General features: G+C 62.2%; 14 protein-coding genes. 4 read left to right on the top strand and 10 right to left on the bottom strand.

Features of this window, described 5'->3' with window-relative positions; all coding sequences use genetic code 11:
• The first annotated feature begins 110 nt into the window (after positions 1-110).
• The 4 genes from AOA59_RS16065 to AOA59_RS32015 all read left to right on the top strand — a co-directional run bounded on the left by AOA59_RS16065 (position 111) and on the right by AOA59_RS32015 (position 5,740).
• Positions 111-1,031: a hydrogen peroxide-inducible genes activator gene (locus tag AOA59_RS16065; protein ID WP_015886540.1), complete on the top strand. Its 921-nt coding sequence runs from the start codon at positions 111-113 to the stop codon at positions 1,029-1,031.
• A gap of 8 nt (positions 1,032-1,039) precedes the next feature.
• Complete coding sequence (gene recG / locus AOA59_RS16060; RefSeq protein WP_065931937.1) at positions 1,040-3,115, top strand: ATP-dependent DNA helicase RecG; 2,076 nt, start codon at positions 1,040-1,042, stop codon at positions 3,113-3,115.
• Between the two features lie 77 nt (positions 3,116-3,192).
• On the top strand, positions 3,193-4,593 hold the full coding sequence (locus tag AOA59_RS16055) for an aminoacyl-tRNA deacylase and HDOD domain-containing protein (RefSeq protein ID WP_069787136.1): 1,401 nt from the start codon (positions 3,193-3,195) through the stop codon (positions 4,591-4,593).
• A 388-nt stretch (positions 4,594-4,981) separates the two neighbouring features.
• Entirely contained in the window at positions 4,982-5,740 is a 759-nt protein-coding gene (locus AOA59_RS32015; protein ID WP_143522787.1) for a hypothetical protein, read from the top strand.
• Between the two features lie 60 nt (positions 5,741-5,800).
• On the opposite strand, the gene AOA59_RS16045 is transcribed toward AOA59_RS32015, so the two are convergent.
• The 10 genes from AOA59_RS16045 to AOA59_RS16000 all read right to left on the bottom strand — a co-directional run bounded on the left by AOA59_RS16045 (position 5,801) and on the right by AOA59_RS16000 (position 20,042).
• Entirely contained in the window at positions 5,801-6,181 is a 381-nt protein-coding gene (locus AOA59_RS16045) for a helicase (protein WP_065931911.1), read from the bottom strand.
• Positions 6,182-6,306: 125 nt separating this feature from the next.
• The gene (gene tagQ / locus AOA59_RS16040) at positions 6,307-7,233 is read right to left on the bottom strand and encodes a type VI secretion system-associated lipoprotein TagQ (protein WP_065931912.1); all 927 of its coding nucleotides are present in this window, start codon (positions 7,231-7,233) and stop codon (positions 6,307-6,309) included.
• Between the two features lie 84 nt (positions 7,234-7,317).
• Positions 7,318-9,030: an SUMF1/EgtB/PvdO family nonheme iron enzyme gene (locus AOA59_RS16035; protein WP_099488280.1), complete on the bottom strand. Its 1,713-nt coding sequence runs from the start codon at positions 9,028-9,030 to the stop codon at positions 7,318-7,320.
• Complete coding sequence (locus AOA59_RS16030) at positions 9,023-10,207, bottom strand: ABC transporter permease (protein ID WP_099488278.1); 1,185 nt, start codon at positions 10,205-10,207, stop codon at positions 9,023-9,025. The genes AOA59_RS16035 and AOA59_RS16030 overlap by 8 nt, the downstream gene beginning before the upstream one ends.
• Entirely contained in the window at positions 10,207-10,911 is a 705-nt protein-coding gene (locus tag AOA59_RS16025; RefSeq protein WP_056860851.1) for an ABC transporter ATP-binding protein, read from the bottom strand. Before AOA59_RS16025 ends, AOA59_RS16030 begins: the two co-directional genes overlap by 1 nt.
• Complete coding sequence (locus AOA59_RS16020) at positions 10,911-13,889, bottom strand: serine/threonine-protein kinase (protein WP_099488276.1); 2,979 nt, start codon at positions 13,887-13,889, stop codon at positions 10,911-10,913. Before AOA59_RS16020 ends, AOA59_RS16025 begins: the two co-directional genes overlap by 1 nt.
• Positions 13,886-14,605 carry a PP2C family serine/threonine-protein phosphatase gene (locus AOA59_RS16015; protein ID WP_056860853.1) on the bottom strand — a complete coding sequence of 240 codons (720 nt, stop codon included), beginning with the start codon at positions 14,603-14,605 and terminating at the stop codon, positions 13,886-13,888. The genes AOA59_RS16020 and AOA59_RS16015 overlap by 4 nt, the downstream gene beginning before the upstream one ends.
• Complete coding sequence (tagF, locus tag AOA59_RS16010) at positions 14,606-15,259, bottom strand: type VI secretion system-associated protein TagF (protein ID WP_099488274.1); 654 nt, start codon at positions 15,257-15,259, stop codon at positions 14,606-14,608.
• Entirely contained in the window at positions 15,256-18,756 is a 3,501-nt protein-coding gene (tssM, locus tag AOA59_RS16005; protein WP_099488272.1) for a type VI secretion system membrane subunit TssM, read from the bottom strand. The genes tagF and tssM overlap by 4 nt, the downstream gene beginning before the upstream one ends.
• Positions 18,753-20,042 carry a DotU family type VI secretion system protein gene (locus AOA59_RS16000; protein WP_099488270.1) on the bottom strand — a complete coding sequence of 430 codons (1,290 nt, stop codon included), beginning with the start codon at positions 20,040-20,042 and terminating at the stop codon, positions 18,753-18,755. Before AOA59_RS16000 ends, tssM begins: the two co-directional genes overlap by 4 nt.

Below are 20,042 nucleotides of genomic sequence, written 5' to 3'. Positions count from 1 at the left end.
CTTACTTACGACACCCGATTACCGGGTGTCGTAAACACCACAGTGTCTGATAACGTGCGTCTATCGATTGCAGCCGGTATGCTTGGCCCGCAACCTCATGGACGCCCGCTATGACTCTTACAGAATTACGCTACATCGTGACCCTCGCCCAAGAACAGCACTTCGGCCACGCGGCCGAGCGTTGCCATGTCAGCCAGCCGACGCTGTCGGTGGGTGTGAAAAAGCTTGAAGACGAACTCGGTGTGCTGATTTTCGAGCGCAGCAAGAGCGCCGTGCGCCTCACGCCGGTGGGCGAAGGCATCGTTGCCCAGGCCCAAAAGGTACTGGAGCAAGCGCAAAGCATTCGCGAGCTGGCCCAGGCCGGCAAGAACCAGCTGACCGCACCGCTCAAAGTCGGCGCCATCTACACCGTCGGCCCATACCTGTTCCCGCATCTGATTCCGCAACTGCACCGCGTTGCGCCGCAGATGCCGCTGTATATCGAAGAAAACTTTACCCACGTACTGCGCGACAAACTGCGCAACGGTGAGCTGGACGCGATCATCATCGCCCTGCCGTTCAACGAAGCAGACGTGCTGACCCTGCCGCTCTACGACGAGCCGTTCTACGTGCTGATGCCGGCCTCCCACCCGTGGACGCAGAAAGACACCATCGACGCCGGCCTGCTCAACGACAAGAGCCTGTTGCTGCTGGGCGAAGGCCACTGCTTCCGCGACCAGGTACTGGAAGCCTGCCCGACCCTGACCAAAGGCAACGACGGCGCCAAGCACACCACCGTGGAATCCAGCTCCCTGGAAACCATCCGGCACATGGTCGCGTCCGGCCTGGGCATTTCGATTCTGCCGCTGTCGGCGGTGGACAGCCATCACTACGCTCCCGGCGTGATCGAAGTGCGCCCTCTCACGCCACCGGTGCCGTTCCGTACCGTGGCGATTGCCTGGCGCGCGAGCTTCCCACGCCCGAAAGCCATTGAGATCCTCGCCGACTCGATCCGCCTGTGTTCGGTGGCCAAACCGCCTGCTGCGAGCTAAGCAAACGTATGACTGAGCTGTCGCAGGTGTCGGTGACGGCACTTAAAGGTGTCGGTGACGCCATGGCCGAGAAGTTGGCCAAGGTCGGCCTGGAAAACCTCCAGGACGTGCTGTTCCACCTGCCCCTGCGTTATCAGGACCGCACACGCGTCGTGCCCATCGGCCACTTGCGCCCTGGGCAGGATGCGGTGGTCGAAGGCACGGTCAGCGGCGCCGACGTGGTCATGGGCAAGCGCCGCAGTTTAGTCGTGCGCCTGCAGGACGGCACGGGCGGCCTGAGCCTACGCTTCTACCATTTCAGCAACGCGCAAAAGGACGGCCTCAAGCGTGGTACCCGCGTGCGTTGCTATGGCGAAGCGCGCCCCGGCGCATCGGGCCTGGAGATCTATCACCCGGAATACCGAGCCATCACCGGTGACGAACCGCCGCCGGTCGACACCACGCTCACACCGATCTACCCGCTCACTGAAGGCCTGACCCAGCAACGCCTGCGCCAGCTGTGTATGCAAACGCTGACGATGCTCGGCCCCAAAAGCCTGCCCGATTGGCTACCTCTGGAGCTGGCGCGCGACTATCAACTGGCGCCGCTGGACGATGCGATTCGCTACCTGCATAACCCACCCGCCGACGCTGACGTCGACGAACTTGCACTGGGCCATCACTGGGCTCAGCATCGCCTGGCCTTCGAAGAACTGCTGACCCACCAACTGTCCCAGCAGCGCCTGCGCGAAAGCATGCGCTCCCTGCGCGCGCCGGCGATGCCCAAGGCCACGCGCCTGCCCGCCCAATACCTGGCCAACCTTGGCTTTGCGCCGACGGGCGCCCAGCAACGGGTAGGTAATGAAATCGCCTACGATCTCAGCCAGCATGAACCGATGCTGCGCCTGATCCAGGGCGACGTGGGCGCGGGCAAGACCGTGGTTGCCGCCCTCGCCGCCTTGCAGGCATTGGAAGCCGGTTACCAGGTGGCGCTGATGGCGCCTACCGAAATCCTCGCTGAACAGCACTTCATCACCTTCAAGCGCTGGCTCGAACCCTTGGGCCTGGAAGTGGCGTGGCTGGCCGGCAAGCTCAAGGGCAAGGTGCGTGCCGCCGCCCTGGAGCAGATCGCCGGTGGCGCACCGATGGTGGTGGGCACTCACGCCTTGTTCCAGGACGAAGTGCAGTTCAAGAACCTGGCGCTGGTGATCATCGACGAACAGCACCGCTTCGGCGTGCAGCAGCGTCTCGCGTTACGCCAGAAAGGCGTGGGCGGGCGCATGAACCCGCACCAGTTGATCATGACCGCCACGCCGATCCCGCGCACCCTGGCGATGAGCGCCTACGCCGACCTCGACACCTCGATCCTCGATGAGCTGCCGCCCGGCCGCACCCCGGTCAACACCGTGCTGGTCACCGACACGCGCCGCGTCGAAGTGATCGAGCGCGTGCGCGGCGCCTGCGCCGAAGGCCGTCAGGCGTACTGGGTGTGTACGCTGATCGAAGAGTCCGAAGAACTGACCTGCCAGGCCGCCGAAACCACCTTTGAAGACCTCACCAGCGCTCTGGGCGAACTTAAGGTCGGGCTGATCCACGGGCGCATGAAGCCTGCGGAAAAAGCCGCGGTGATGGCCGAGTTCAAAGCTGGCAACCTGCAACTGTTGGTGGCCACCACGGTGATTGAGGTCGGCGTGGACGTGCCCAACGCCAGCCTGATGATCATCGAAAACCCCGAACGCCTGGGCCTGGCCCAACTGCACCAACTGCGCGGCCGTGTCGGCCGGGGCAGCGCCGCCAGCCACTGCGTGCTGCTGTACCACCCGCCGCTGTCACAGATTGGCCGTCAGCGCCTGGGCATCATGCGCGAAACCAACGACGGTTTTATCATCGCCGAAAAAGACCTCGAACTGCGCGGCCCCGGTGAAATGCTCGGCACCCGCCAGACCGGCCTGTTGCAATTCAAGGTCGCCGACCTGATGCGCGATGCCGACCTGCTGCCTGCCGTGCGTGATGCGGCGCAAGCGCTGCTGGAGCGTTGGCCGGAGCATGTCAGCCCTTTGCTGGATCGCTGGCTCAGGCACGGGCAGCAATACGGCCAAGTGTGACGCCTGACTCACTTATCCAACCAACAGGTGTATCAAGCTGGTTATACTCCAATGACTGTAAGAAATTGGATCAGGCCATGTCAGAAGTCGCCCTCGCCACAGCCCCACTGACCGCCCCGCCGGTCATTCGGGCTCTGCTCGCAAAGCTCGCCATCCCTTACACGGAAGTGACCGAACACGCCGGCCTGAATCCCGCACAAAAGGTCCAGGCGGTACTGCTGGAAGATGCCGTGGGCGCACTCATGGTGCTGTTCCCCCAGAGCCAGTTACTCGACCTCAACCGCTTGGCAGAACTCACCGGCCGTCGCCTCACGGCCGTGTCGCCGGACCGCATCGAACGCATGCTGGCCAAGCACGACTTGAGCCTGTTGCCGGGCTTGCCGGCGCTGACCAGCTCGCCATGCCTGTACGAAGGCAGCCTGCTCAGCGAGCCAAGCTTGTTGGTGCACTCCGGTGAAGCCGGGCTGCTGCTGGAAATCGCCAGCAGCGATTTCAAGAGCATGCTCACCAAGGCCAGTGCCGGGCACTTCGGCGAACCGCTGAGCAACATCCGCCCCAACCTCGACCGCCCCAATGATGACCGCGAGGAAATCACCCAGGCGATGCAAGCGTTCACCGCACGTCGTATCCAGCAGCGTCTGGAAGCGACTATCGAGATTCCACCACTGGCCGACACCGCACAGAAAATCATCAAGCTGCGCGTCGACCCCAACGCCACCATCGATGACATTACCAGCGTCGTCGAAACCGACCCGGCCCTTGCGGCCCAAGTGGTGAGCTGGGCCGCGTCGCCGTACTACGCCTCGCCGGGCAAGATCCGTTCAGTCGAAGACGCCATCGTGCGCGTGTTGGGCTTTGACCTGGTGATCAACCTGGCGCTGGGCCTGGCCCTGGGCAAAACCCTGAGCCTGCCCAAGGACCATCCGCACCAGTCCACGCCGTACTGGCACCAGTCGATCTACACCGCCGCCGTGATCGAAGGCCTGACCCGCGCTATGCCCCGCGCCCAGCGCCCGGAAGCCGGCCTGACGTACCTCGCCGGCCTGCTGCACAACTTCGGCTACTTGCTGCTGGCCCATGTATTCCCGCCACACTTCTCGCTGATCTGCCGTCACCTGGAGGTCAACCCGCACCTGTGTCACAGCTATGTCGAACAGCATCTGCTGGGCATCAGCCGCGAGCAGATCGGCGCCTGGCTGATGCGCTACTGGGATATGCCGGACGAACTGTCCACCGCCCTGCGCTTCCAGCACGACCCGACCTATGACGGGCAATATGCCGAATACCCGAATCTGGTGTGCCTGGCGGTACGCCTGCTGCGCAGCCGTGGGATTGGTTCCGGGCCGGATGAAGCCATCCCGGACGCCCTGCTGGAACGCCTGGGCCTGAGCCGGGAAAAGGCTGAAGAAGTGGTCGGTAAAGTGCTGGATGCCGAAGTGCTGTTGCGCGAGCTGGCATCCCAGTTCAGCCAGGGATAAGTCTGCCGCCTGCTGCATAGCTTTCGCAGGCAAGCCAGCTCCCACACCTGACCGCGTTCCAGCGTTGGAATGCAGTCAACTGTGGGAGCTGGCTTGCCTGCGATGAATACAACTCGGTCTGCCTGAAAGACTCGCGTTAGCAGGACACCGCAGACGATATGCCATTGATATCGCCTTCGCACAGGGTTCGACCCTGAAATAAACATGAGATCGACCCCCTCTCGATATGATTTTTCAATGCAAGAAAAGCGAACAATAGTTTTATATTCTAAACACGCGCCTCACCGTAACAACTTGAAGTTAATATATGCAGCAACATATAACGTTGAACTGATCGCCCCTTCCGACCCACATAGCGAATGTGCCCAATCCATACCTGGAGTTTCTTATGAACGTCACTTCGCCCTTTTCATTTACGCCTTCTCCTCCACTATCTCAACAGCCCAAACCCCCGCAAGAAAATTTTGTAAAAATCGTACATGATCGAGATTCAAGCGGTCACATCGTCTCTATTAGCGTCACTGAAAACCAGGCCGACATCAGAATTAAAAAAGAACTCGACGGAAGACTGGTTGCCTTTATAAATGGAAGACCACATGCGCTGGACGTTCCAAACTCTGGCAGCAGCACCCTCAACATCACCACAGGCCACTACAAAGATCGTATAACGATCGACGACGACGTTAGGGTCACCGCTAACGTAAAATCCGGAGCCGGCGACGACTTTGTACAAACAGGTGGTGGCTTTGCCAGCGTGGACACAGCAGACGGCGATGATCACGTACAACTCAGCACCGGGGGAGGTTATGTAAAGGGCGGAAACGGCAATGATAGACTGTTTGCGGGCAGTGGCAAAAGCGAACTTCACGGTGAAGGCGGAGAAAACTTTTTTACCACCGATATACCCACGCACAACGCAGGAATCACTCACATACGCTCATCGGGACTCCGTGACACGATATTCGCTCGCGCAGGCGAAGTAGACATTGAGGTTCGGGCAGGAAACGCTAAAATCCAAGTAAACAAAGAAGCAAGTGTTAAGATCAATCTTTATTCAGATAGTATCGGTAGCGAGATTACCCTCAAGGGTCGAGATACTATAGCGCAAATTTCCAAGCGAACTAAAACAAAACTTATTCGTGAATAAAAATACTTTTCCTGGAAAACAAGCGTTCGGGGCAATCGCTGCCCTGAACACCGACAAGAACTAACGTATTGTCTTTTTACGCGGCTTCAAATACTTGGTCAGCCCCTGGAACCAAATCACCAGCGCCGGGTTGCCCTTGATCTGGATCGACTTGTCCTGAATCCCCGTCATGAACGCCAGTTGCTTGTTTTTCGCCTGCATCGTGGCGAAGCCGTAGGCGGCATCTTTAAAGGCAATGGCAAACGCGGGCGACGGGTGAACACCTGAACGGCTGGTGATGCGCTGGTCTTTGACGATGAAGTGACGGGCAACCTTGCCGTCGAGGGTCTGCAACTGGAACGCCAGGTCTTTGTCACCCAGCTGTTGCTGAAAGGCAGGATTGGTGCGGCTGGCTTTGCCCATCATCAGGCCCAGCACCCACAGCAGAAGACGAAATTTCATGCACACAGCCTCAGTGTATTTATTAAGTGGCCGCAGCAGTGTAACGATTTACCGGCAGAACGCCACCGATCTCGCGCTTTAGCAGGAGATCGGCAGGCGTTTAACGCTTATAGCAACAATATTACTTAAACGTTAGGGCACGGCACTGGCGCCCAGTCGGCCAGGTTCGGATCGCGGCAGGTGCCTTCGATCTGCGCCTTACCGGCGCTGGCGACCTGCTTGCTTTCAGCCTGCTTGGTTTGCACGGTCTGAATGCTCTTCTCGGTGGTCACCGCTTCTTTCGGCACGGTTGGCAGCACCGGTTTTTTGGCGACTTTGGCAGGGGTCTTGCCCTTCTTCGCCGGCACCACCTGCGGCGTCGTGTCGGCCTGGGCCACGGTCACCACGTCAGCACGCTGCACACCCACTTGTTTCAGGTCTTGCTCGTAAGCCTGGGTGTAGTTGTTCAAGTCTTCGCTGGCCTTGCCGTTCACGGCAACGATCAGGTCATTGGACTCTTTCAAGCCCGCCACGATTTCCGCCAGGCGTTTGCGGCCTTCAGTGTCGTTGACGGTCTTGGCCTTGCGATCATTCACCAGCTTGGTGAACGCGCTCTGGTAGCACTGCTGGGATGCCTTGGCATACGCGGTGCTGCGGTCGATGTCAGAGGCGCTCTTGTTGAAGTCGGTGGAGTACGACGCGATGCGCTGGTTGTCATCGGTGATCTGCTTCTGACGCTCGGTGTAATAACCTGCTGCGCCACCCGCCAGGGCACCGCCCGCTGCACCGATGGCGGCATTACGGCCGCGCTTTTCGGAGTCGCCGGTCAATGCCCCCAGCAATGCACCGCCGGCTGCGCCCAGGGCGGCACCCGTCACGACCGACTTGGTCATGTTCGAATCGGTTGCACGCAGGTGCTGCACCGGCTCGTAGCAGTTAGGGTAGTACTCGACCTTGGTGCTCGACGCGACCTTGGAGGCCGGCGACGTGGCGCAACCGGTCAACACGGTGCTGAAACCGGCTGCGATCAGCAGCAGGTGACGCTTGGAAACCGCCTTACGGGAAAAAAGCATAGGTATGTTCTCTGTTAAGTTTGACTTGCCCAGCACGGCCCACCGCCGACTGAGTCCCTTCCAAGCTCGCCGCACAACCAACGGTCAAGACCTCTGACCGCTCGCTGCGAGCAGTTCCTTCAAGATCGTTGCCGGGTCGGCCCGCTGTTGCTTGCGGTAGTTGCCGACATGGCGAACGAACAGTGTCGCGCGCGTCACCAGGCTCTTGCCGAGCACTGGCTTGCGATCCAACTCTTCCTTGATCCTTTGAAACTGGGCCTGGATCACCGCATCGGTGTAACGCGTGCCGGTGGCCAGGTTGTCGATGTAAATCGCCACCGCGCCGTCGAGGGCGCTGCGGCCATTGGTGATGGCCATGTCGAACAGTTGCGCGCTGGCCTCATCCTTATTGTCTTTGGCCTGTTGGCGGCTCTTCTGCAGGTTGGCCAGGCGGATGTTGTAATTGCTGATGGTCTCGGCCACCAACGCGGCCGACTGGATCAGGTTGCCCGCGGCTTCTTCGCGCTGCTGGGCGATCAACGAGACGTTGCGTTTGAGCTCTTCGTTGACCAGGCCGAGTTCGGCTTGCAGTTTTGGGTCGACACTGGCGGCGATGATGCTGTCCAGGCGCTTGGTCGGGTCTTGGGCGTCATCGATGGCGTCAGTCAGCGAAGCCAGGCGGCCTTCTTTCTGCCACTGGGCGAACAGCTCCTTGTAGCGCGAACGCGGCGCCGACAGCGCGCCGATCGCTACGCGAAAACCGGTGGTTTCGTTGCTTTGCTCGGTGCCGTCAGCGGCGAATAACGGGTACTCGCGGCGCATACCGGTAAACAGCGTGCCCTCGCCTTCCAGGTAGTTGCCGCCCTTGACCACGAAGCCACCGTAGGTGCCCTGACGACGCCCGGCGTGCACGAGTTGGAAGGATTCCTGGACCATTTCCGCCGCGTTGCCGATCACATCGAACAGGCCGATAGGGTTGGGCAATTTGGTGCCGATGGGCATCAAGCGCGCTGCCTGGCCAGTGCCGCCAGCGACCTGGTTGAACACTGCGTAGTCACCCAGCGGGCCATCGCTTTCGCTGCCTTCGACGCGGCGCGGGAACAACCGCCCTTCCAGTTCCTGACGGCTCACCGCCTGGCCACCGCGTGCGGCGTATTCCCATTCCACTTCGGTAGGCAGGCGCACAAAACCCAGGCCGCCGTCGTCGGCCGAAGAGCCGCGGCCACTCACCGGCAGCAGCTCACGGTGGTACTTCATCAGCCAGGCGCTGTACACCGCCGAAAAACGCTCCGCTTCAAAGCGCGACAACTTCACCTTGGGCAGGCGCGCAGCCATGCCAGTCGGTGCATCACACGCAGGTGCCGGCTCGCCGCTGGCCAGCGACTGTGCCTGGGACATCACCTGCGCATACTGGCGGGCGGTCACTTCGTACTTACCGATGAAATACAGCATCGGCTTGAGCGGCGTCTTGGCGTCGGTTTTCGGCATCAACGGCGCAATGACTGTGTTCCAGCCCTTGGGCAAATCCTTGAGCGTGAACTGGCCGTTGATAAAGTCGCGACGGTAGCCGGAAATAAACGACTGCTGATAACCCGCTTCGCCTTCGGCAAAGGGATAGCCGAGGCTGATTTCGCGGTCATCCAGCGTGCCTTGGGCCAACACGTAGGCGTAGCGGAACACCATGTTGCCTTCGCAGGGCAGCGGCAGGCTCACGTCATCCGGCAAAGGTTTAGGGTTATCGAGTTTGTCACTCGCTTCATCGGCCCAGGCCAACGAGGCCAGGCTCAGCGCCACACAGGCGCCCAGTAACTTATACATCTCTGATTCCTTCAGAAGCCTGGATACGCGCCACTCGCCAACCGCCGCAGGCCGCCGCCACGGCGCTGACGCCGAGGATTGCGACCAGGGCCAGGGCGTAGTGACGCGCCAACAGGTGACTGGCGTACTCGCCCGCCCCCTGCACAAATAGTTTATTCAAAGCTACCTCGGCCAGGCCATACAGCCCGGCGCTCAGCACGGCGGCATACCCTGCGCTGTACAGCGCCTGCAACACCACAAACAACAACAGTGCGCCGGTGGAAAACCCCAACAGGCGCAGCACCGACAATTCCCGCCGCTTGCGTGCAACCGCCGCCAACGCCCCGGCGAAGATCGCTGCAAACGCCCCAACCAAGGCCAGCCCGGCAATAATCCAGAATACCAACGACAGGTTGCGGCTCAACGACTGCACCTGGGCGATGGTCTGTGCCTGGGTCGACACCAACAGATTCTGCCCGGCGAAATACACCCGCAGCGGCTCCACATCAGTCAGGGTGCGCGCGTATAGACGAAACGCCGGGTACACACGCTGCTCGCTCACCCCGACCGCATTCCCGTCCCAGCCCAACGCCGGTACGGCACGGCCATCGCGGTAATCTTCCGCTGCCTCCAGCAAACCCAAATCAGCAAACAAACCGTCACGGGCGAAGGCTTCCAACGGCAACACCGCCAGCACTTGCAAGCGGGTGCGCTGGGCCTCGACACGCCCCGCCACTTGCCGCGCAAAGCGGGTTTCCAGCCAATCCCCAGGCCGCGCCGCAAGCTTTTCGGCTGCGGTGTGGCTCAGCACGATCTGGTCCAGGCCCTTGGGCATCGGCAAACCACTGAGCAACGGGTCACCCGCCGCCGTCGGCAGCATTTCCAACGCCAGTGTGCCCACCTGCGCGGTCGCCGCAATTTGCCGGGTACGCGGCACGGCAAAGGCCACATCGCTGCGCCGACCCAGCTGCCGAATAAATTCGCTGCTGAATCGCCCACCGCCCAATGGGATAATTTCACGGGTGGCCGGATCGGTCTCCAAGCGTTCGGTCAAACTGCCAACCAGTCCAAATTTCAGGCCGAATAACACCAGCAGCGGCGCGATCACCGCCACCAGCGCCAGCACCGAACAGGCCGACAGCCAGGCATCATTGCGGAAATCCCGCCAGGCCAGCGAGGCCACCACGCCGATGCGCATCAGCACACCTCCCCGAGCGTGGCCGTGACGCCGCCGTCAGGGTCGCGGCGGCAACCGATGCGCCGTACCTGCAAGCCGCTGGCGCGGGCCAGGGGTTCGTCATGGGTGGCGATCACGCAGGCGGCACGGTGTTCGCGGGCCTGGGCCAGCAGCGCCTGCATCACGCGCTCGGCATTCAGCGGGTCCAGCGACGCGGTCGGCTCATCCGCCAGCACCAGCTGCGGCGCATGGGCCAGGGCACGGGCGCAACTCACGCGCTGGCGCTGGCCTACCGACAGGTCTGCCGGTTTCTTCGCCAACTGGTCACTGATCTCCAACTGCCCCGCCAGGCGCGTCACGCTGCCGTCATCTTTCAAACCCAGCAATTGCCGCGACAAGGCGATATTGCTGCGCACATCGAGAAAACCCAGCAGGCCACCGGTTTGCAGCACATAACCCAAGTGCCGGCTGCGCAGCGCAGCCAGGGTAGATTGCTGATCGGCACGCCATAGCCCGCCGATATCGGTGTTGTCGAATTCAAACTGACCGGCCTGATCCGGCGCCAACACCAGCGCGAGCAAATCCAGCAACGTGCTTTTGCCGCAGCCACTGGGCCCGACAATCGCCAATTGCTCACCGGCACGCAGCTGCAAAGCCGGAATCACCAGGCTGTAACGCTGGCTCCCCGTGCCCCGGCTTTTGTGTACCGCGCTCAAGTTCAGCATTACGGCAGCGTCGACAACGGCACGCGGTACAACGCATCGCCCGGCTCGGCATCGCCGAAACGGACCCAGTTGGCCACATCATTGTGAAAGGTTTCATACAGGCGGATTTTCGAATCCAGTTCGTCGATAAAGTCTTCCTGCTCGGCCACACTCAGCGACAACCACAAGTCCTGGGTCATGTTCAGCGACTTGCTGCGGTACGGCAGGCCTTCCAGGTACTCACCGAGCAGGCCGCCATCGGCCAGGTTACCGCCCTTGCGCAGAGCCTGTGGGTCGCGACTCATATAGGCCGAAGCGCTGGCAATTTCCTGGAAGAAATCCTTGGGCGAGGTTTGGGTTTTGCGCGCGGCATCCACGATCAGTTTCAGCGATTGCTGCAGGTCGTTGAGCTGCAATTTGGTGAGCATCACGCACACCTGGAACGCCGGCAGCGCCGGGTTGGTCAGGTCGCGATCGGCGGTCCAGGCGCTGACCAGTTGCGGCGCCTGGCTCGCGGTTTTACGGCCAAGGAAGTCCATGTGCATGGCGTAGCCGACTGCTGCGGATTTGTCCGCCAGGCTCGGCGCGCTGCTCAGCAGCGGCACCGGTTGCGGTGTGTCGCTGCGAACCTGGTGCACCAGGTTGGCGAACACTGTACCAATCTCATCAACCCGCTCGCCCAGCTTGTGTACATCACCACCGGGTACCGGCGTGTAAAGGTCGCCGATCTGCGGGTTGGCGTCGGCGGTGAGCACGCGGTACTGGGTTTCGGCACCGGCGTGGGTTTTCTTGCCGGCATCGGTGCGCAGGTGCAGGGCGTAAATCTTGATCTGCTTGCCGAGTGCCGCCTGACGCACTTCGGCTTCGTTCATCTGGGTGGCGGCAAAGGGGTCGTTCTTGCGCAGCGCGCCGGCATCGGTGACCAGAAAAATGATGCCCCCGCCGTAACCGGACCAGTCCATGCCATCGACCGCCTGCATCACCCCGGCAAATGCATCTTCGTTGAACGAATGGCTGGACACCGTTGACGCTTTGACCTGGCGCGCCATGTCGAGGAAACGTTGCGGGTCGCGCCCCTGATCAAGGGTAATAAGCGTCTTGGCGACGTATTCCAAACCGGGGGTTTTCTTGATGCTGTTGCGAAACCCCACCAGCCCGAAGCTCACGCTATCAAGCTCGCCGCGCTCGGCAATGCGGGTTTGCAACTCATGCACCACATCGCGAACCTGGTCGATGTAAGGCTGCATCGAAACCGTCGTGTCGACCACCAACACCACCGCCGTGCGGAAAGCGTCTGCAGCGATCGCTTTGGTAGCCGGCTTGGCCGCCGCGCTGCCCGGGTCGATGGACGCCACATTGAGCAACTGCACCGGCTGGCCGTTTTCGTCGAAGCTCTCTTTGGAGTCAAAAATCGGCAGCAGGTAAAACTGGTTTTGCGGCACGGCGCTGGCCATCGGCTCAAGCGCCAGCACCTGTTGATTGTCTTCGCGGTTCTTCTGCGCCTTGGCCAACACGTTTTTGGCGGCGGCGGGATCAGCCAACAGCTTTTCCACCTCAGCCGGTTGGCGCAGGAACATCACCGGCGCGCGGCCCGAGCGCTCGGTGAACTTGAGCACCAGGCTTTGCTTCCAGTCGCTGACTTGAGCGGCGGGCAACCACCCATCGCTGCGCCCATCGGTAGCCGCGCCGACGCGAACCCACGGGCTGCCGTCGATGTCTTTGCGCTGGTAAACATAGAGCACCGAAAACGCCGGCAGAGCTTCGCCTGCTGCACCACCGGCATCATGGGAAAGCTTGGCGCCCGGCTTGCTGAGCACGCGCTGGAACAAGGTCTTTTTGCCCGCCATCAGCAACGGCCGCTGGCCGCCATCCGCCTCAGCCACTGCCGGCTTTACCTGCGGCGGTGGTGAGGTTTTGGGCACCACGGCAACAGGCGGTTTGGCAGGTTCATCGCTGCCGCTCAGCCACCAGTAACTGGCGCCACCAATTGCCAGTGCCACCGCCACGGCCACGGCGGCCAGGGCCAGCACCGGGCCACGGCGCTGTTCGGACACGGCGCGGTGTTGCGTCGGCGTCACCACCGGCTGACGCACCGGTTGCGGCTGGGGTTTGTCGGTCGGAATGTCGATGGACACCGGCGTCATTCCGGCCAAGTCAAAACTCAGCGGAATCGGTAACGGCCGTACCAACGTGGCTTCCGGCGAGTCTGCGGGCAGTTGGTCCAGCGCACGCAGCAACGCCGCCGCATCCGGAAAACGCTCGGCGGGGTCTTTGGCCAACAGCTTGCGCAGCACGTCCTGATAACGGCCATGGTGCACCGGCAGTTCCGGCAGCGGCTCGGTCAGATGTGCCAGCGCAGTGGACAGCGCATCAGTGCCGTTATACGGCAGCTTGCCGACGAGAATTTCGTAGAGCACCACGCCCAACGCATACAGGTCGGCGCGGCCATCAATTTCCTGGCCTCGCGCCTGCTCCGGGCTCATGTAGCTCGGCGTGCCCACGGCAAAGCCGGCTTGAGTGAACTGGGTGCGATCGTCCAGGGACTTGGCGATGCCGAAGTCCGACAGTACGGCGGTGCCGTCAGCGCGAAACAGAATGTTCGCCGGTTTGACGTCGCGGTGCACCAAACCCTGCGCATGCGCATAGCCCAACGCCGAAGCGATCTGGCGAATCAGCGTCACGCCCTGCTCCGGCGTCAGGCCGGCGGCGATGCGCTCTTTGAGTGTGCCGTTGGGCAGGTATTCCATGGCCATGTAGTACAGCTCACCGACGTTGCCGATGTCATGGATGGTCACCGTGTGCGGATGCGACAGGCGCGCCAGGGTCTTGCCCTCGCGCAGGAAGCGCTCGCAGAAGCTCGGGTCGGCCGCCAGCGCCGCGGCCATCACCTTCAAGGCCACCTTGCGCTCCAGCGAGCGCTGGGTCGCCAGGTACACGCTGGCCATGGCGCCTTCGCCGATCTCGCCTTCGATGTCGTAGCCCGGGATCACAATGTTCATGGCGAGACCTTCACGACAATGGCAGTGATATTGTCCGGCGCGCCGCGATTGAGCCCCAGGTGCACCAGGCTGCGCACGATTTCATCCGGCGCATCATGGCCCAGCACTTCGCGGATCTCATGGTCTTCAACGGTCTTGTTAAGGCCATCGCTGCACAGCAGGTAGCTGTCGCCGGGGGAAATCAACAGGTCAGCCACCGCCACTTCCAGCTGGGCCTCCACGCCCACCGCGCGGGTGACAATATTGGCACGGGGATGCACGCGCGCGTCGGCTTCGCTGAGCAGGCCGCTGTCTTGCAGGTCCTGCACGTAGCTGTGGTCACGGGAAATGCTCTCCAGCTGCCCCTCGCGCAGGCGGTACAGGCGACTGTCGCCGGCCCATAAACACACGCCACGCAGGCCACGTGCGGCAAGCACCACCACAGTGCTGCCCATCATGCTCACGCCACGGTTAGCGGTTTCTTCGCGCACCGTGGCGTTGATGCGAATCAGGTCATTGCGCAAGGCAGCCGAGTATTCATCCAGTGAGCGCCCCACCGACACATTGCGCAGGCTGTCGACGATCAGGCTGCTGACGTAATCACCGGCCGCATGCCCGCCCATGCCATCGGCCACGACCCACAGGCGGTTTTCCGGCAGGTCCAGGCACGCGTCTTCATTAACCTGACGCACCATGCCCACATGGCTTTTGCTCGCGGATTTAAACGTCGCCCCCATCTACACCACACCTTCTTGTCCGAGCAAAAACTGCGCAAAATCGCCGGCAGCCGGCAAACCCTGGCACCGCAATAAACCGGGTGAAATACGTTGTGAGCCACGGCCCCACCACAGGCTGGCACCTTCACAGGCCTGCTCGGCCAGTGCGGTCATGCGGCTGTGGGGCACAGTGGCGGCGACCCGTTGCAGGCCCGCGAAGCGACTGTCGACCGCGCGTTGCTCACTGGCCGGAAGGCCCAGGCTGTCGACACCATCGTTGAAACGTTCGAACGTGGCGCCAGTATCCAGGGTGCTGAGCAACAGCTCTTCAGCCTGCTCAAACCACGTATCCGGACCGCCCACCAATGACGCCGGGTTAGTGTCGTGATCAAGCAACGCCACCACGGCCAACGGGAAATAGCGCCCGACCCGATCAATGCTCGGCATCACCACGCCTGTCGCAGCGTCCGGCCCGCACACGCCCGGTGCCAGCACAAAACGCCACAACGGGCTGACCAGATAGACGTTGAGCCAATCGCCGCCCAGGCTGTTCTGGCTGGCGAGCAAACCGGCGGCCAGCCAGCTGTCCCACGGGCCGATAAAACTCTGGGGCAAGGCACGGCTGACAAAGTCGCCGCGGCTGGCCAACTTGCCGTAGAAGCCCAGCGTGGTCATAGCCGCTCCGGCAGGCTGAAGCCACTGAGTACGCGGCTTTTGAACGGGTTGAAGGCGCTGTTGGCGCGCAACTCGTAGGCGATGCTCGCGCCATCAACCCGCAAACGCAGGTTGAAACGGTCCGGTGAGTTGCCGGCACTCAGGTCCGATTGTTCCAGCAGGCGGAACCACGCCCACGGGCCGTCCAGGGTCACGCCGGAACGGCCACTGGCTGACGGAGGCATGATCGAAATACGCACCACGCCAATGCTGCCGGGGTTGGGCCATTGCATCGCCACCGGGCGGCTTGGGCCGTGGTCGTAGCTCAGTTGCTGGCCGTCGAGGTCGAGCAGGAACTGGGTGATGGTCGGGTCCATCGACACCGGCTTGAGCTCGAAACGCACGATCGGCTGGGTGCCCCCCGATCTGAAGAACGCGTCACGAATAGCCGCCGCACGCTGGAAGGTTTGCAGCACGCCCGGTGCAATCCCGAGCTTTTGCGCCGCGCCCGGCTGCCAGCGCCAGGTCTGCGTGGATGTATCCACGTAAGGCTGCAGGTATTTGCGGAAGTAGTTATCCATCACCCCGCCCACGCCGAAGAACTGGCCGAAGTCATCCAGCGTGGCGTCCCGCGCGCTGCCCGGCGACATCGGATAACGGCCCGCCAGAGACTGGCGATACACGTTGACCACTTCACTCACCCACGCCGCATTCAGCTGGTTACGCACCCCGCCCATCATGCTGTTGGTGGTGGAGTTGACCACCGACTTGACCATGCCCTGCACCAGCGGGGGCTGGCGTTCGGCATTCAAGCTGACCCGCGTGGCCGCAGCCGCCGCCTGGTTCTTGGCCTCGCCGAGCAGGGCGTCGCCACTGGCGCCGACCATGGCGCTGACTTGCACATACAGCGCATTCATGTCCGCCAGCAGGCCGTCGATGGCCGCCGGTTCGCCTTCGTTTTTGCTGACGATGCTATTGAGTTCGGCAAAGTGCGCGGTCACCGGATCGTCCGCCGCTTGCGGTGCATTAGCGCTTGGTTGCTCCTGGCCGAGCAGGCTGCCGAGGCGCTCCTTGAGCTTGTCGACGCCGCCTTCCACCGGCACGCCTTTGGCGGCCAATTGGCGCTCTTCAGCTTGCAGGTCGGTCTCTTTGGCCACGGCCACCAGCAGCTTTTTCAGCGGCGAAGTGGGGCCGGAAATCACCCGCAGCACATCGGCCGCCTGGGCCACGCTGGTGATCGGCACAAAGTCGATATCCACGAGCAAAGCGTCCCATTGGCGCTGGTAGTCCTGGAAGTACAGGCGGCGCACGTCGGCGGCCAGGCTCACCACGTTCTGTTGATCGGCCTGTTCACGGCCCAGTACCCATTGCTCTTCGGCCAGGGTGCCGGTCTGGTTCAGGCTGCTGAGCAGGAAGGCCTGACGATAGCCTTTGGCAGTAAAGAACCCACTCAACGGCTCGCCCAACGGCTTGCCGCTTTTACGGCTGAACACCAGCGCGGCATCGCGGCCGGCGGCTTCGTTGAGGCGAAAGTCGGGGATGCCCTCGGGCAGCTTCTGGCGCTTGACCCGGTCGTACACACGTTGCGCCACCGGCAGCTGTTGCAGTTGGCGACGCAGGTCATCGATCAGGCGTGGGTCCAGCCGCGCATTCGGCGGGTGGCGGTCGAATAGCGCCTGCAAGTGCCCGGTCAACGCCTGGCGCTGATCGGCCGGCAGGTCACGCGGCAGGTTGCGGTCCCAATCCAGGGCGACCCAGGCTTTGATGAAGTCCGGGTCGTAGTGCTCGTTGTCGGCGAGCATCAGGTAGGCCTTGAGGCCTTCATAAAGGAAGTCGGAATTGCCGCCGCCATGCAGTTGCTCTTCGATGCGCGTGACCAGGCGTGGCGCGAATACCGCGATCAACAGCTTGCGGTAGACGCTGGCAGATTCGGCTTCAAGCATATCGCCCTGATACAGGCCCAGGCCTTCGGACCAGCTCGGCGAATCGCCCGCGAGGTTCTTCACCGCATTGAGCAGCGGCAACACTGCCAGCACTTCACGCTGCGCCGGGCTGAGGTTCTGTACCGTCTGGCCCAGCGGCGCGACCTTCTGGTCAACCTGGGCGATATACGCCTGATTGGCGCGATAACTTACCCACCACAGGCCACTGACCACCACCACCAAGGCGACGGTAGCTGCCAGCACACCGCGTGCAATCCACTTGCGGCGGCGCTCGACTTTCGGGTTTACACCCACCAACCCACGCTCGGCAAACGCCACGGCGGTGAATAATTTTTCGATAAAATAACTGCGCCCGGTGCCGCTCTGTCGCGCCAGGTGCTGGCGGTCCAAGTTCATGCTCTGGGCCATGGCGCCGATCAGGCGATCAATCGGGCTGCCTTCCTGGGTGCCGCTGGTGAAGTACACACCGCGCAGCAACACACGCTCTTCGAAGGCGTTGGGTTTGAACACGCCTTCGAGGAAGCTTTGCAGGCAATCTTTCAACGCGCCGAACTGCTGCGGGAAACCGTAGATCAGGTCACGCCGCGCCGGGTCACGCTCCTGTTGCAGGCGCTCCACCAGCCGTTCATTCAGGCGCTGCTCAAGACCGGCAAACTCGCTTTGCAGATGGGCCAGTGGGCTGTCACTGTTTTTGCCGTCGTCCAGGGCGAAGGTCATGCCCCACACCTGGGCGCGGTCTTCCTTGCTCAGGTTGTCGAAGAACTCCATAAAGCCCGGCACCAGGTCGAGCTTGGTCAGCATCAGGTAGATCGGGAATCGCACGCCCAGTTGGGTGTAAAGCTCCTGGATCCGCAGGCGAATTGCGGCCGCATGGGCGGCGCGTTCGGCATCCGTACCGAGCAGCAGATCCGAGAGGCTGATGGCGATAAACGCACCATCAATCGGGCGACGCGAACGCTGCTTTTTCAGCAGATCGAGAAAGCCCAACCACGCAGCTTTATCCACTGTGGAGTTACTGTCCTGGGTGGTGTAGCGGCCGGCGGTATCGAGCAAAACGGCCTGGTCGGTAAACCACCAATCACAGTTACGCGTGCCGCCAACACCGCGCACCGCACCGGCGCCCAACTGTGCAGCGAGTGGAAAGTGCAGGCCCGAATTGACCAGCGCGGTGGTCTTGCCCGAACCCGGCGGGCCGATGATCACGTACCACGGCAGCTCATAGAGATTGCGGCGCTCATCACCACCGAGCTTGGCCTTTTTCAGCAATGCCAGGGCTTCGTCCATGCGCTGGCGCAAGGTCGACAACTCTTCGGCGGTGGCGACGCTGTTGGGGTCGGCCGGGGTTTCGGCGGCGAGGCTGCGCATCACTTCGGCGGCCTGGCGGCGCGCCTGAATAATGCGCACTACGCGGTAGGCGATCCACAGCGCAAACACCAGGATGATCAGCGCCCAGCGCCGCCCTTCCGGCATCAGCACATCGAGCAACGGCCCCACAAACCAGATGATCAGGCTCAAGGCGATCAGGCCCAGCACGGGGATCACCCAGCGAATCATAAAACTGAAAAACGCCTTCACTCGACGCCCTCCGCCAATACGGTGATTTCAACCCGACGATTACGGGCACGGCCTTCGGCAGTAGCGTTGGTCGCCACCGGCTCGGTGTCGCTGCGGCCTTCGGCACTGAAGCGATCCGCCTGGCCGGTTTTGGCCGCCAGAATCTCCAGCACCGATTTGGCACGTGCTTCGGACAAAGCCCAGTTGGACGGGAAGCGCAACGTGGCAATCGGGCGGTTGTCGCTGTGGCCGGTCACGCGGACCTGGCCCTTGACCTTGCGGATGGCGTCAGCGATGCGCAGCATCAGCGGCTCGAAGTCATCGCGGATGCTGGAGCTGGCAGATGCGAACAGCTCATCGCCGCGAATCGTCACCACGGAACGGTCGACCTTGTCTTCCACCGCCACGCGGCCCGCCTTGATGTCTTCCACCAGGAAGCCGGCCAGGCGCGGCCGTTCGATGACTTTAGGTTGCGCCACCGGGCGGTCGATGGCCTGCACGGGAATCTCGCCCAGGGCATGGATATTCTTGAACACCGGTTCCGCATCCGACGCCAGCTTCATGCGCAACCCAAACAGTAACGCCAGCAGCAACGCCAGGCCGATGGCCACGGCGATCCACGGCGGCATGAATTGCGCCAGGCGATCACGCGCCACGGTTACGCCGCGCCAATGCGGCGAGAGTTCGCGTTCGTGCTCGCCACGCGCACTGCGAATCGCTGCGGCGGTGCGTTCACGCAAGGCTTCCAACTGGCTGCGACCGTCATTCATCACGCGGTAGCGGCCTTCAAAACCCAGGCACATGCACAGGTACAACAGCTCCAGCAGGTACAACCGCTCGCGTGGGCTTTGCAGGCAATGGTCGAGCAACTGGAAGACCTTTTCGCCGCCCCAGGCTTCGTTGTGCACGGTGATCAACAAACTCTGCTTGCCCCAGTCACTGGTACTGCCCCAGGGCGTGCTGAGCACGGCTTCATCGAGCGCCGTACACAGCGCGTAACGCGCCAGCAGCACTTCGTTGCGCGCCACACCGGCGGCTTCGGCGCGTTCTTCGAACTGGCGCAGGTAGGCCAGCAACTGCGCACGCAGGCTGGCCGGCGCTGGGTGGGCGATGGTGTTGCGCAGGCGCGTCAACAACGCCAGCAGCGGCCCGGCCGCGCTTTCCAACGGGTTCAGGCCCTGGCTTTTACCGGTGAGGATCGGCGCGGCCGGCATCGACAAAGGCGCAGGTTCAGCACGTGCAGGTTCCGGTGCACGACCACCTGGGCGAGGCATGAACTGCGTGCGGTCATCATCATTGGGATGCAT

Origin of the sequence: Pseudomonas sp. 2822-15, from assembly GCF_002742515.1 — a bacterium.
Taxonomy (GTDB): domain Bacteria; phylum Pseudomonadota; class Gammaproteobacteria; order Pseudomonadales; family Pseudomonadaceae; genus Aquipseudomonas; species Aquipseudomonas salomonii.
Note: the sequence above shows the minus strand (reverse complement) of the source record. Positions and strands in the feature narration are given on the sequence as shown.